13 protein-coding genes are annotated in these 13,616 nt (G+C 65.7%); 5 read left to right on the forward strand and 8 right to left on the reverse strand.

Going from position 1 to position 13,616, the window contains the following annotated elements; genetic code table 11:
* The first annotated feature begins 22 nt into the window (after positions 1-22).
* Positions 23-988, forward strand: a complete 966-nt coding sequence (locus A6048_RS07985; RefSeq protein ID WP_483400325.1) for an SURF1 family cytochrome oxidase biogenesis protein — start codon at positions 23-25, stop codon at positions 986-988.
* A gap of 181 nt (positions 989-1,169) precedes the next feature.
* Here A6048_RS07985 and A6048_RS07990 read toward each other — a convergent pair whose 3' ends face one another.
* From A6048_RS07990 to merA, 6 genes are all read right to left on the reverse strand, one after another.
* Positions 1,170-1,817, reverse strand: a complete 648-nt coding sequence (locus tag A6048_RS07990; protein ID WP_107747672.1) for a vitamin K epoxide reductase family protein — start codon at positions 1,815-1,817, stop codon at positions 1,170-1,172.
* Complete coding sequence (locus tag A6048_RS07995) at positions 1,801-2,445, reverse strand: DsbA family protein (RefSeq protein ID WP_067718661.1); 645 nt, start codon at positions 2,443-2,445, stop codon at positions 1,801-1,803. Before A6048_RS07995 ends, A6048_RS07990 begins: the two co-directional genes overlap by 17 nt.
* Before the next feature lie 179 nt (positions 2,446-2,624).
* A complete protein-coding gene (locus A6048_RS08000) occupies positions 2,625-3,881 on the reverse strand; it encodes a Dyp-type peroxidase (protein WP_107747671.1) in 1,257 nt (418 codons plus the stop codon).
* Between the two features lie 6 nt (positions 3,882-3,887).
* On the reverse strand, positions 3,888-4,478 hold the full coding sequence (locus tag A6048_RS08005) for a copper chaperone PCu(A)C (protein ID WP_107747670.1): 591 nt from the start codon (positions 4,476-4,478) through the stop codon (positions 3,888-3,890).
* Positions 4,479-5,067: 589 nt separating this feature from the next.
* Positions 5,068-5,631, reverse strand: a complete 564-nt coding sequence (gene lspA / locus A6048_RS08010; RefSeq protein WP_235027338.1) for a signal peptidase II — start codon at positions 5,629-5,631, stop codon at positions 5,068-5,070.
* A gap of 81 nt (positions 5,632-5,712) precedes the next feature.
* A complete protein-coding gene (gene merA / locus A6048_RS08015; RefSeq protein WP_107747669.1) occupies positions 5,713-7,107 on the reverse strand; it encodes a mercury(II) reductase in 1,395 nt (464 codons plus the stop codon).
* 92 nt (positions 7,108-7,199) lie between these two features.
* On the opposite strand from merA, the gene A6048_RS08020 reads away from it, so the two are divergent.
* On the forward strand, positions 7,200-7,589 hold the full coding sequence (locus A6048_RS08020; protein ID WP_107747668.1) for a heavy metal-responsive transcriptional regulator: 390 nt from the start codon (positions 7,200-7,202) through the stop codon (positions 7,587-7,589).
* Positions 7,590-7,664: 75 nt separating this feature from the next.
* On the opposite strand, the gene A6048_RS08025 is transcribed toward A6048_RS08020, so the two are convergent.
* Positions 7,665-8,261 carry a CueP family metal-binding protein gene (locus A6048_RS08025; RefSeq protein WP_179524731.1) on the reverse strand — a complete coding sequence of 199 codons (597 nt, stop codon included), beginning with the start codon at positions 8,259-8,261 and terminating at the stop codon, positions 7,665-7,667.
* Between the two features lie 5 nt (positions 8,262-8,266).
* The gene (locus tag A6048_RS08030) at positions 8,267-10,441 is read right to left on the reverse strand and encodes a heavy metal translocating P-type ATPase (protein WP_425320808.1); all 2,175 of its coding nucleotides are present in this window, start codon (positions 10,439-10,441) and stop codon (positions 8,267-8,269) included.
* A 278-nt stretch (positions 10,442-10,719) separates the two neighbouring features.
* On the opposite strand from A6048_RS08030, the gene A6048_RS08040 reads away from it, so the two are divergent.
* The 3 genes from A6048_RS08040 to A6048_RS08050 all read left to right on the forward strand — a co-directional run bounded on the left by A6048_RS08040 (position 10,720) and on the right by A6048_RS08050 (position 13,601).
* Positions 10,720-10,953: a heavy-metal-associated domain-containing protein gene (locus tag A6048_RS08040; protein ID WP_107747665.1), complete on the forward strand. Its 234-nt coding sequence runs from the start codon at positions 10,720-10,722 to the stop codon at positions 10,951-10,953.
* Positions 10,954-11,045: 92 nt separating this feature from the next.
* The gene (locus A6048_RS08045) at positions 11,046-13,046 is read left to right on the forward strand and encodes a heavy metal translocating P-type ATPase (RefSeq protein WP_107747664.1); all 2,001 of its coding nucleotides are present in this window, start codon (positions 11,046-11,048) and stop codon (positions 13,044-13,046) included.
* A gap of 129 nt (positions 13,047-13,175) precedes the next feature.
* The gene (locus tag A6048_RS08050; RefSeq protein WP_107747663.1) at positions 13,176-13,601 is read left to right on the forward strand and encodes a cupin domain-containing protein; all 426 of its coding nucleotides are present in this window, start codon (positions 13,176-13,178) and stop codon (positions 13,599-13,601) included.
* Positions 13,602-13,616 lie beyond the last annotated feature (15 nt).

The following is a 13,616-nucleotide window of genomic DNA, read 5'->3' on the forward strand; positions in this document are numbered from 1 at the left end:
ACCCGCGGTACCGACAAGCCCTATCTGCCAGCTCAAGCCGGGATGGTTGATCACCCTTCTGTTCATCAGCCTCTTCGCCTACCTGTGCTTCACGATGCTTGCCCCCTGGCAGTTGAACAAGTACGAGGATCTCAAGGCACGCAATGCCCAGCTCGTTGAGAGCAGCGTGGCAGGGCCGGTTCCGTTGGACGAAGTGATCCGGCGGGAGGGATCTCTCGGTGATTCCGAATGGCATCTGGTTACTGCGCGCGGAAGTTACCTGCCCATGGAGGATGTCCTGTTGCGGATGCAGTCCGTCGACGGTGAACTCGTGTACCAGGCACTTCGTGCATTCCGCACCGACAGTGGTGACTCCCTGCTCGTCAACCGCGGATGGGTCCGCGTCGGCGACGACAACGCGGTCCCAGACTTCCCGTCCGCGCCGACGGGCCAGCTGACCATCATCGCCCGCCTCAGGATCCCGATGGATGCTCCCGCCCAACCCATCGTTCTGCACGATTGGAACATGGTGCGCAACATCGACCCCCCCGTCATCGGGGACCTCCTCGGCACCGACCTGTCGCCCTATTATCTCCAGCTCGCCGGTGGGCAGCCCGGGTCTTTGGAACCGATGCCACTGCCGTCCACCGAGTCAGGACCGTACTTGTCGTACGGCATGCAGTGGATGGCCTTCGGGGTCCTCGCTCCCATCGGCCTGGGCTACTTCGTGTGGAGCGAGATACGTCAGCGCCGTCGTCTGGACGACGAGGACAACGATGCCGCCGCGGCGCGGCCACGCAAGGGCGGGAACCGGGCAGCAGGTCCCGGGCAGGACACCACAGCGTCGCAGGCCCCGTCGGGCCCTCCCGCGGCCACGGTTGGAGACGATGGTCCATCGGACGAGGCCGCGGACTCAGACCGGCTCGTAGCGGCGGCCATGCGTGATCGCTACGGTGACCGGTTCGCATCCGAGTATCGACGCAGCTCGCGTGGAGGCAACCGCGCCTGATCGTCTGCGACAGCAGTCGATAGCTGTACGAGGAGTTGGACAGCGGGCGGGGGACCGGGTCCGAGAGCCATCCGGCGTGCGCTGCTTTGATCTGGGAGCGCCTGCGCAGACTGCGGTGTGCCGCCCCCGAGTGAGCCGAGGACTGACTCGCGGAACGCGATCTGCTGTTCGGCGAGCGTTTCTAGACGAGGGTGGTCCAGTAGTCCCAGAAACGGTGCGTGATGAGCAGCAGAACAAGTAGGTACCAGGCGGTAAGTATCGCGCCCCGGTATTCGGTAACTACGGCGATGAGGCGCGCAAGACCCGCCGAACCGCTGCGGCGTAGTAGCTGAAGATTGCACAGGGTGCAGTACCAGAAGATCGGTATGGTCACCGCCCAGACGATCATGCAGTACGGGCACAGGGCACCGATGCTGTACAAGCTTTGGTAGATGAGCCAGTGGATGAACACCACCGCGAAGGTGACGCCTATTTGGATGCTGGCCCAAAGCCACCGCTGAAATGCTCCCCCGGCTAGGAGCGCGGCACCCAGGGCCGTGGTGGCGGCGAATCCGGCGATGCCGATGATCGGATTGGGGATGCCAAAGGCCTCGGCCTGCGCGGTGGTCATCACCGACCCGCAGGACAGGACGGGGTTGATGCTGCAGGACGGGACGTAGCCCGGGTTCTCGATCAGTGCGATCTTCTCCACCAGGAGCACTACCGCTGCGACCAGGCCGATGAGCCCACCAACGATCAGCACCACCGCGAGCCTGCGGTGGGGGTACTGATCCGGGCCGGCGTTGGTGGAGTGTGCGACCGGGGTGGCTGAGCTATTCGAGGGCAGCATTGATGCTGTTCTCGAGATCGGTGACGCTGGTCGGCTCGAGGCGCTCCCCGTCCAGGAAGAAGGTCGGCGTGCCACTGACCCCGAGGCTCTGACCGTCCTGCTTGCTCTGTTCGATGCGCTCGAGGGTGGCCGGGTCGTTGTATGCGCTCTCGAAGCGCTCCATATCTAACCCCAGTTCCTCGGCATAGCCGAAGAAGGTGTCCATTTGCGGGGTTTGTTGGTGGCCCCACTGCTCGGGCGTGTCAAACAACTTGCGGTACATGGCCTCGAACTGGCCTTGCTCGGCGGCGGCCTCGGCGGCCAGGGCCGCCGCCATAGAGTTGTCGTGCAGGGGCATGTGGCGCACCACGAACGTCACCCGGTCTCCGTACTGCTCGCGGAGGTCCTCAATTGTCGGATAGAGCGCGATGCAGGCTTCGCATTCGAAATCGAGGAACTCCACGAAGACGGCGTCACCGCCCTCAGACAGTCGGGGACTGTCCTCACGCACCAACACTCCGGTGCCCGGACTGTCATCAGGACGTGCCTGCTCGGAGCCGGAATCGTTCCCGGCAGCCAGTAAGGCCACCACCAGGACGATCAGAGCAGTCGTGATCAGCGCTAGCGAGAGTTTCAGATTCTTACTCAACAGATTGTCCGCTTTCCAACTCATGCGTGCCCTGACGTGGTCACTGGATGATAATCGGGCCAGCCGTAGCGATAGCGGTGAGGCGGGGCAACCGGAGCGCGATCGACCCACGAGACGATGGCCGGACAGGTCCGAATCGAGCGGGTCGGCGACCGCAGCTCCCGGTGGTTGCGTTGCGGCTATCCCTCCAATGCGCTCTCGCCGACGTAGCCGCCCTCGTGGCACCCCGGTGGGATCGCGAAAACGGCGGAGCCGATCGGGACCGTCCAGGTGTTGAGCATGTCCTGCTCTGCCAGTCGCTGCTGGATCGGTACGAACTGGCGTACCGGGTCGGCCTGGTAGGACGCGAACAACAGCCCGGAGTTGCTGATCTGGCCGGGATCCGGGATATCGTCATAGTTGTACGGTCGTCGCAGAATCGTCTCGGCCCGGACCCGTGGCCGGGCCCGGGCGATGTGTGATTCGGTGGGGATGACGGTCAACCCGGTCTGGTCAATCGCCTCGAAGTCAGCGGGGTCGTGTTCTGTGGTACCGGTCAACGGCGCGCCCGAGTCGAGTTTCCGTCCGATCGTGAGCTCACGGGAGCTCCGTTCGATCTCCTCCCAGGTGTCCATCGTCATCCGGATACGACGCAGCACCAGGGAGGTACCGCCCCGCATCCATCGCCGGTCGGCGCCATCGGAGTACAACAACTGGTCGTAGTCGGCATCGGCCGGCGAGGGATTGGCGGTGCCGTCAATCTGCCCGAAGAGGTTGCGTTGTGTCTGCCCGGACGGGTCGGTGCCCACGGCACGACGGAACCCTCGCTGCGCCCACCGCTGAAGGACCGCATCGCGAACACCCGAGGACAGAATCCGGGCCGAGTGGGCGACGGTGAGCGGGTCGTCGGCACAGACCTGCAGCAGCAGATCCCCGCCGGACCACCGGTCCTCGAGCCGGTCGATCTGCGGGAAGTCCGGTAGCGGCTGCAACCACTCCGGGGTGCGGTCTCCAAGACCGATCTTGCCGAGCAGCTCCGGGCCGAAGCCGATGGTCACCGTTAACCGGGACGGTCCTTCAGCCAACTCGTGTTGCAGGTCGGCCAGACCGCCGCGCCCCTGCGTGAGCCGGGCCGCGTCCTGCGTCCAGGCTCGTAGTACGCCGATGAGGTCGGTGCGGCGAAGGCCGTCTCGCAAATCGAATGCCACATACGCCGCATGCGCCTGTGGCGCCGTGGTGATGCCGGACTGACGGTCACCATGGAAGGGCTCGGTGGCCGCGCCGACGGCCCGGGAGTTGGCTATCGCGTCGCGATCAGGGGTCCGCGCGGTCGCGGTGCGCCCACCAACTCCCCACCCCGCAGCTCCTCCGGCGACAGCGGCACCACCGGTAAGCGCCGCACCGCCGACCAGGAAGGATCTGCGATTCAACGCCGAGCGGCGGTTACTGTCACCCATTGCCGGTCACTCCCCGCCCTGGTACTGCTCATTGCCCCCCTCGAACGACCGCGCGGAGGCGACGATCTCGCTGCTGTCGCCGTTCTCCAATGTGAGGGTCACGGCGACTTCCTGACCCGTGCGGATCGATTCGTGCACGCCCATCAGCATGATGTGGTTCCCGCCAGGCTCGAAGACAAGCTCTCCGCCTGCCGGGATGACAAAGCCGCCCTCTCGCTCCTGCATCATCGAGCCACCCGCCGCCCCCGAGACGGTCTCGTGCAACTCGGCCTCACCGGAGACCACGGAGGCCACCTCGACCAAGCGGACATCCTCATCGGATTGATTCCGCACGATCCCAAACACCGGTGCCATCGCGCCACCGTCACCGTGCGCATTCGGGTCAGCAGAACCGGGGTCACCAGTGGCGGCCTCGCCGTGTTCAGTGCCCCCATTGACATCAGTGGCCTTGACCCACGCATCCTCCACCACAATGGGCGCCGCGCCGACGGTCGAGGCTGCGGTCGTCTCCGTCCCGGTCTCGGTGTTCTCCGAGGTGCACCCGGCCAGGCCCAGGGCGACCGCGGCGATCACCGCGACGAAGGGAGTCCTACGCATAGCTCACTCACATCCATGTAACTCCACGCACCTGAACCGCGACCGCCCCTGTTGTCCAAACGGAGCGTCGCACCGGCGTGGATTATTTACGGCGCGTTTCGGGCTGCAACGGCTAGCCAGGACTCTATAATGCCGCGCTTTGGTCCGACCCACCGGCCGTGGGTGGGTTGTAGAAACGACAGAGCCGGCCACCGCACCGGCCGGGTGCGGCCACGTCGGCACCTGAGCAGTCAGGTACGGCCGAACTAGAGGCGAGCGCAACTGCATCGACTGGCTGCCGACCAAGCGGGCTCGGGATCGGCGGAAATGCAGCGGGGATAGCGCTGCCGCCCTGAGCGTGGGTCAGCCACTGTGAGCATCTGTCGCAGAATCTCGGTGTAACTCGGACTCGTCTCGCGGTCGGCACGCAAGACCTGACGTCACCAGCTCCCACCTCAACCACTCGACTGATCCGGGCAGGCCGCGCAGGCCGCGCAGGCCGCGCAGGTCGCGCAGGTCGGCGAAAGCGGTGCTCTGATGGGGGCGCTAGGAGCGCACCCCGAACGCGGCCACGAGGCCGAACCACAAGGCCGATGCTGCCGCGGCCACCTCAGTTGTCATGAGGTCCCCTGACTTGCCGGGCTGCAACTTCTGGCGTCTCCCACACCTCGATCCTGTCGCGGCCGGTAAGGGTGGCCACGATCAGCACCACAGCGCCACCGGTGATGAAGACATCGGCGAGGTTGAAAGTAGGGAACCATCCGGTGTGCAGGTAGTCAGTCACCACCCCGTCGGGGGCGCGATCGATGAAGTTGGCCACAGCTCCGCCCAAGACCAGGGCCAACGCCAGTCGTACTGTGCGCGTTGCTGTGCCGGTGGCCCGCCAGGTGAAGAGCGCCAGCGCACCGATGATGAGTCCAGTGATGCCGAGAACGACGCCGGCGGGAAGGCCAGCGCCGAGGCTGAACGCCACCCCGGAGTTGAAACCCAGGCGCAGCTGCATTGGTCCCAGATCCACCGTGTGGCCGTCGGCCAGTGCTCCGCCCGCCCAAGCCTTAGCTCCGAGGTCCGCCGCGGCCAGCAGCATGACGGAGACGACCAGAGCAGTTCGCGCCAGGGCACCTTGTTCGCTTTGTCGGGGTGGTTCAGTAACGGGATTGACGTCCTTCGACATGGCATCATCTTCCTCGACTCGAAACCGAGACGGCAGGAAACCTCGAACGCGACCGACCAAGCCCCCACGTGGAGGCGGTGTTCAGGCGCAGCAGGAGGTGGGTAGTTCGGTGTGGAAGGTGCCTGCGACCAGGCGCAGGGCTTCGGAAGTGGTCAAATAGGGAGCCCAGGTGTCGGCGATCTGGCGGGTAGTCATCCCGGCTGTGATGGCGTAGGTGGCCGCGAGCATGATTTCTCCGGCGCGGTCTCCGATGGCGCTGAGTCCGAGGATCCTCCCGGTTTCTATTTCGGCGACCATCTTGATCGCCCCGCGGGTGTCCTGGTCGATCAAGGCGCGCGGCAGGTCCTCGAAGCTCATCACTCGGGATTGGCATCGGTGCCCGGCGGCCCGGGCTGCGGCTTCGGTGAGCCCGGCGGTGGCCAGTTGGGGGCGGGAGAAGATCACCGTCGGCAGTCCGGTGTAGTCGACGACCTCGGCTGGGCCCTGCGGATCGGTCCGAAGAGCGTTGACGGCGGCGGCCTTCCCAGTGGCAGCAGCGACGTAGACGAACTGGGGTGCCGAGGTGACGTCACCGGCGGCGAAGACCCGCCGGTTGGTGGTGCGCTGATGCTCGTCGACAAGGATGAATCCGTCCGGGTCGGTGGTGATTCCTGCGGCTGGCAGGTTGAGGCGGTCTGTGGACGGGCGACGCCCGGTGGCCACCAGTAGACGCTCTGCGCAGAGGCTGCGGCCCGAAGCGGTGCGGACTGTGACCTGTGCGTTCTGCCGGTCGACAGAGGTGGCGTGCTCCTCGACCACCGTGATCCCGTCCTGGGCCAGGGCCTGACGAAGGATGGCGACCATTTCCGGCTCGGCAGCAGGGGTGATCCTGCCGATGATGGTCACCCGGGTGCCCAGATGGGCGAAGAGTTGGGCCTGTTCGATACCGACGTAGCCACCGCCGATGACGATCATGGAGTCGGGAAGTTCAGTTAATTCCATGGCGGCGGTCGAGGTCAGATACCCCACCTCGTCCAGCCCGGTTACGTCCTTCGGTAGTGCCGGTTCTGCTCCGGTGGCCAGTACCACCGAACCGGCCGCCACCGGATCCCCATCCATCACCAGAGTGTCGGGATCGAGGAAGGAAGCCTCCCCACGGCGGATTTCGAAGCCATGGGCGTTCGCGACGTCGGCGTATTTGGTCTCTCGCAGTCGAGTGACCAGCTGGTCCTTCTGCGTGACCAGCGCTCCCAGATCAACGTCCCGGGCGAGGGTGGGGACCCCGGGGAAGGGATTGGTCAGTGCGGCTTGGCGGGTGCTGGCAGCGGCCAGCAGCGCCTTGGACGGGACGCACCCGATGTTCACGCAGGTGCCGCCGATGGTGCCGCGCTCGATCACCAGCACCGTCCTGCCGGCCTGCCGCGCGGTGATAGCGGCCGCCATGGCTGCCCCGCCGGAGCCCACCACCGCCAAATCGAATTCGAAACCCGGTTCCATCAGATGGCCCCTCTCTTTCTTCGCTCATTAGGATGGACCTTCCAGCGCACTGGAAGGTCAAACCAGGCGGTTTCGAAGGAACGGTAATTTCAATGAGGATCGGCGAACTGGCTGCCACGGCGGGCACCACTCCGAAAACCCTTCGCTACTACGAATCCGTGGGCCTGCTCCCGCCCCCACAACGAACCCTCAACGGTTACCGTGACTACCCCGAGCACGTCATCTCCCGGCTCGATTTCATCCGGCGGGGCCAGAGCGCGGGACTATCGCTTGCCCGCATCGGTGAGATCCTCCGGATTCGCGATGACGGACAGGCACCTTGCGCTCACGTCGACACGCTCCTGGTGACTCGACTGGACGAGATCGACCAGCAGATAGCCGACCTTTTGCAGCTGCGTCAGGCAGTCGCCCAGCTCCAGTCCGCCAACCGCACAGTGGACCCTGCGACCTGCCAAGCCGAGACGATCTGCCACTACCTCTGACTGGCGGTGCTGTGGCCCATGCGGGACGCACCTGGCTTCCCTGCCAGCCGGTGGCCGCGACCCGGCGGGGGGTTGTCAGGCGAGTCTCATGGTGGTCAGGCAGGTGAGGTCCTGGTCTCCGGTGGCGATCGGAACAGTGGCCGACTTGTCGTCGTAATCGATGGTGAGCGTGGCAGTGATGTCTCGCGGTAGCCAGAATCCGAGGAAGCCGTTGTCATAGGTGGTGCGTGGTTCGTCGATGAGGGTGTCTCCGGTGGCGGTATCGGTGATGGTGACGTACACCTCCTCGGTGGCCATCTCACCGCGGCAGGTGGTCAGGCTGTGGAACTGGCAGGGGTGGGTGCTGGTGCTGTAGGGCGCCACTGACAGATAGAACTGGTCATCTGGCATAGGCATCGTTGCGAGGCTCACATCGCCACTGGTCAAGACCAGTTCGTTCGGCTGCACCGAGGCGATCAGATCATCCGGCCTATCGGCCACGGGCATGGTGTCGAGTTTGTTGATGATCTGGGGCGCGTCGAGACCGGCGAGACCGTAGGACTCCAACGAGGTGACGGGTGGTTCTGTCGACGCGTTGCCTGACGGTCCGGTCGAGCAGCCGGCGAGAGTCAACGCGGCGGCAGCAAGGAACGCGGATGCGACTCGTCGCCGAGAGGTGTCGGTGGTTGTCATGGTGGTTATCCTCGCTCCATCGCTCTTGTGACGGATTCTGGGCTCAGGTCGAGGCGCCGCAGCAGCTGGGCGTTGAGAGCGACAACGACTGTCGATAGCGACATGAGGATGGCGCCGACGCTCATGGGCAGCACGAATCCGACCGGGGCCAATACGCCAGCGGCGAGAGGCACGGCGGCGAGGTTGTAGCCGGCGGCCCACCACAGGTTCTGTTTCATTTTGCGGTAGCTCGCGCGGGAGAGTTCGATGACCGAGAGCACCGAGCGCGGATCCGAGCTGGCCAGGATCACCCCGGCGGAGCCAATCGCCACGTCGGTCCCGGCGCCGATGGCGATGCCGACGTCGGCTTGGGCCAGCGCCGGGGCGTCATTGACCCCATCGCCGACCATGGCGACCTTGCGGCCCTCGTGCTGGAGCTGGGCGACCTTGGCGGCCTTGTCTTCGGGCCGGACCCCGGCGAAGACCCGGTCGATGCCCAGTTCGGCGGCGACGGTGTCGGCGACGGCCTGAGCATCGCCGGTGATCATGACGACCTGCGCACCGGCAGCATGGAGCGCGTCGACGGCGTCACGGGACTCGGGCCGGATCTCATCGGCCAACCGCAGCGCACCGATCACCCGACCATTGGCGAGGATGTGCAGGATGATCGCGCCCTCGGTGCGCCAGTGATCGGCGACAGGGAGTTCGTCGCGGCCATGCTGGTCGAGTAGGTAGGGGCCACCGACCTCGACCACGGTGCCGTCCACCGTGGCCTTCACACCCACAGCTGGCGAGGAGGAGAAGTCGGTCGCCTTCGACACGGCCAGTTCGCGGGCTCGCGCGGCCCCGATCACAGCTCTGGCGAGCGGGTGCTCACTGTCGCTCTCGGCCGCGGCAGCGAGGGCAAGCACCTCGTCTTGGGTGTGTCCTTCGATCGGTTCGATCCCGGTGACGGTGGGTTCGCCCTTGGTCAGGGTGCCGGTCTTGTCGAACAGCACGGAGTTCACCGTTCGCATCGATTCCAGCGCGAGGCGGTCCTTGATCAGCACGCCGCCGCGGGCGGCGCGTTCGGTGGCGATCGAGACCACCAGCGGGATCGCCAATCCCAGGGCGTGCGGGCAGGCGATCACCAGCACGGTGATCGTGCGAACCACCGCCGCATCCGGCAACCCCAGGACACTCCAGATGACAGCGGTGATCACGGCCGATGCGAGGGCGAACCAGAACAACCACCCGGCCGCGGTGTCGGCGATGCGCTGGGCACGCGAGGAGGATGCCTGCGCGTCGGCCACCAGCTTCTGAATTCCGGCCAGGGCTGTGTCGTCACCGATTGCGGAGACTTCGACGCGCAAGCCGGAGTCGGTGGCCACCGTGCCGGCGACCACTTGCTCGCCGATTTCACGGCGGACCGGCTTGGATTCGCCGGTGACCATGGATTCGTCCATGCTGGCCGAGCCGTCGATGATCTTGCCGTCGGCGGGCACAGAAGCGCCGGGGCGGACGATCACGACGTCACCGACCGCCAGGTCGACCGGTGGGACTGTGACCACGTCGTCGCCGTCGAGCTTCTCGGCCTCATCGGGTAGCAGTGCCGCCAGGGAATCGAGTGCAGAGGTGGTTTGCGCCAGGGAGCGCATCTCGATCCAGTGGCCCAGCAGCATGATGACCACCAGCAGGGCCAGTTCCCACCAGAAGTTCAGCTCATGGTCCAACAAGCTCAGGCTCGCGCCCCAGGAGGCGATGAACGCCACGGTGATTGCCAGGCCGATGAGAAGCATCATGCCGGGTTGACGAGCGCGTACCTCGGAGAGTGCGCCGGTCAGGAACGGTCGGCCGCCCCAGACATACATCACCGTGCCCAGGGCGGGGGAGAGCCACCACACCCAGTCGGCCTCGGGGAGTTGGTAACCCAGGAGGTGGGCGAACATCTCGTTGAAGGCCACCACCGGTACCGCCAAGACGAGCATGATCCAGAAAAGACGTCGGAACTGCCCGACGTGGTCTGCGTGCCCGGCATGACCGCCGTGGTCTTCATGGCCGGCGTGATGCTGCCCTGCGTGGCCGTGGCCGGTGGTGTCGTGGGGCGCATCCGGGTGATGATGCTCGGCTACCGCCGCGCCCTTATCGTCGAGGTGCCCGGCCGCGTCGCCACCGGATCCGTGGCGGTGGGCGTGGTGATGATGATCGTGCGGTTGACTCATTCGTTCACTTCCGTCTTGTCGCGTGCGGCCTGGTTGGCGTGATCTTCGGGCCGCAGGCGTCCGGGGGCTTCGATATCCACTATTTCCGAGGGAGTGGAACAGCACGAACACGACTCCCTGAGTGTCCAGGACGATGTCCGCCTCGCGCAGCCGAGGCGGCTCGCGGCAAATTGATTTGGTTCAATGAACATTATTTTGTGGTCCGTAGACTGAGGCTATCGATCGAACACATCAGTGCACGGTCGGTGCCGGGAATTCAGTAGAGAAAGGATCACACTGTGAGTACTTCCACCACCATTCACACTCTTCTTCGCGCCGAGGGCTTTTCCTGCCCGTCGTGTGTGTCGAAGATCGAGAAGCGGGTCGGCCGTCTGAAGGGCGTCGAGAAGGTGGAGGTCCACTTCGCCTCCGCGCGTATCGAAGTCGACCACGACCCGGACGTCACCAGTGTCGACGACATCGTCGCCGCCATCGCCAAGGCCGGCTACACCGCACGCCCCTCGGCATTCTGACCCTAGGCCGCCCACCCCGGACGAGTCCTCTCGTCTTCCGGAGTTCGTGGGCGACCACACCGACTTTTCATGTCCTGAAAGGACACAACGTCATGAACGGTTTCCGCCGATGGGTTTACGGCAAATGGTCGGTCCCGACTAGTGCCGGTGTGCTCATTGTCATTTCCCTGCTGCTCGAGCATGTGTTGAGCGATGCGCTCAATCCGGCGATCAGTTCCCAATGGTGGGTCGATGCCGGCGAACACGCCACTACCTCGTCGGTCTTCACGTTGTCTAACGCGTTCATGCTCGCGGCGGCGATCGTGGCCGGCTACGGCATCGCCATCGCGGCGATCCGCGCACTCCTTGTCAAGCACATCGCCATTGACCTCCTCGTGTCGATCGCGGCGATCGGCGCCATCATCATCGGCAACTTCTGGGAAGCCGCGGCGGTGACGTTCCTGTTCGCCATCGGTCACGCACTCGAGGCGGCGACCATCAACAAGACCCGCTCCGCCCTGGCGGAACTTGTGGCCGTGGCCCCAGACTCCGCCATCGTCATGCGTGACGGCGAACAGCAGGAGGTCTCCGCGGCCGAGGTGCGGATGGGCGAGATCGTCCTGGTGAAGAACGGCGCCAAGGTGCCGGTGGACGGCCAGGTCGTGGCCGGCACCGGCGCGATTGACGAGGCTTCCATCACTGGCGAGTCCATGCCGGTGGAGAAGTCCAAGTCGGATCAGGTGTTTGCCGGTACCGTCTCCCGCGGCGGCTTCCTGCAGGTGCTCGCCACCGGCATCGGCGCCGATACCACCCTGGCGCGCATCATCCACCGTGTGGAGGAGGCACAGGACGCCAAGGCCAGGACCCAGGCGTTTATCGACCGGTTCTCCGTCTGGTACACCCCGGCCGTCATGGTTCTGGCGCTGGTGGCCGGTCTGATCTCCGGTGACATCGTGCTGGCGCTGACTCTGTTGGTCATCGGTTGCCCCGGCGCGCTGGTCATCTCGATCCCGGTCGCGATCGTCTCCGGTATCGGTCGTTCCGCCCGTAACGGCATCTTGATCAAGGGTGGAGAGTTCCTCGAGACCTCCGCGAAGATCTCGGCGGTCGCCGTCGACAAGACCGGCACCCTGACCGAGGGTCGCCCGCAGTTGACCGACATCATCGTGTTGGCCCCGGAGTTCGACCGCACTGACGTGCTGCGGTGGGCCGCGGCCGCCGAGGCCGGATCCGAGCACCCGCTCGCCCGACCGATCCTCGACACCGCTCGCACCGAACGTGTGGGCCCCGAGGGCATCCCGGGCACCGTGACCCCGGTGCCGGGCAAGGGCATTGTGTCCGACATCGATGGCACAAGGGTCTTGATCGGCAACGCGCCGCTGTTGGAGCAGTACGGCGTCACCGATGACGTGGACGCCGCGGCCGCGGCGAGGAAACTCGCCGCGGCGGGTAAGACCCCGATGATCGTGGCCGTGGATAGCGCGGTCATCGGCGTGGTCGCCGTGGCGGACCGGGTCCGCGAGGATGCGCCGGAGATGGTGCGGCGCTTGCACGACGCCGGCGTCGAGAAGGTCGTCATGCTCACCGGCGACACCCGCCTGGTGGCCGAGGCGATCGGCAAGGCGACCGGGATCGACGAGATCCACGCGGGCCTCCTTCCCGAGGACAAGCTCGACGCGGTATCAAAGCTGCAGCGCGAGGGTCACACCGTGGCCATGGTCGGCGACGGCGTGAACGACGCCCCCGCGCTGGCCACCGCGAACATCGGCGTCGCGATGGGGGCAGCAGGGTCGGCCGTAGCAGTGGAGACCGCGGACATCGCCCTCATGGGCGACAACCTGCTCAAACTCCCGGAGGCGATCGGTCTGGCCAAGCGCACGGTGGCCGTGATGCGGCAGAACATCGCCATCGCCCTGCTCACCGTGGTCGTTCTCCTGGCAGGCGTCTTCTTTGGCGGCGTGACCATGTCCATCGGCATGTTGGTCCACGAGGGCTCGGTGCTCATCGTGATCCTCAACGCCATGAGGCTGATGCGAAACACCCAAGGCTCCACCGCGGTGCCCAAGAGCGAGCGGGTTCGCGCGCAGTCCGACAGAGAGAAGATCCCGGCCTGAAGCCGGCCGGGCGCCCGGGGCACCGCGTGAATCCGCCCCGGGCGCCCGCTCGGCCCCCGATCTCTATCCACCCACTACGGGCCGTTCACCCAGAATGGCTGACCAATCCCACCAGGCAAGGAGCAGGAAATGAGCAAGCAGGATTTCTCCATCGAGGGCAACGTCGAGCACTTCACGATCGAGGACGTGGCCCGGGCGAACCCGGACTTCCGCAAGGTCCTGTGGACCGGCAAGTACGCCCAGATCGTTCTCATGACCATTCCGGTCGGCGGTGAGATCGGGGACGAGGTCCACGAGAACACCGACCAGATCCTCACCTTCGTCTCCGGCACCGGCGAAGCCGACCTGCAGGGCCACACCCATGTGGTGGAGTCCGGCGACCAGTGCGCGGTAGCCGCGGGCGCCCGACACAATTTCCGCAACACCGGCGACGAACCCCTTGTGCTCTACACCATCTACAGTCCGCCGGAGCACGCCGCCGACAGCGCTTACACCACCAAGGACGAGGCCGACGCTGCCGAGGCTGCCGGCGAGGACGAACCCCCCAAGGCCTGATCCTGCCGCTCGGGG

Source organism: Dietzia psychralcaliphila (assembly GCF_003096095.1).
Classification (GTDB): Bacteria; Actinomycetota; Actinomycetes; order Mycobacteriales; family Mycobacteriaceae; genus Dietzia; species Dietzia psychralcaliphila.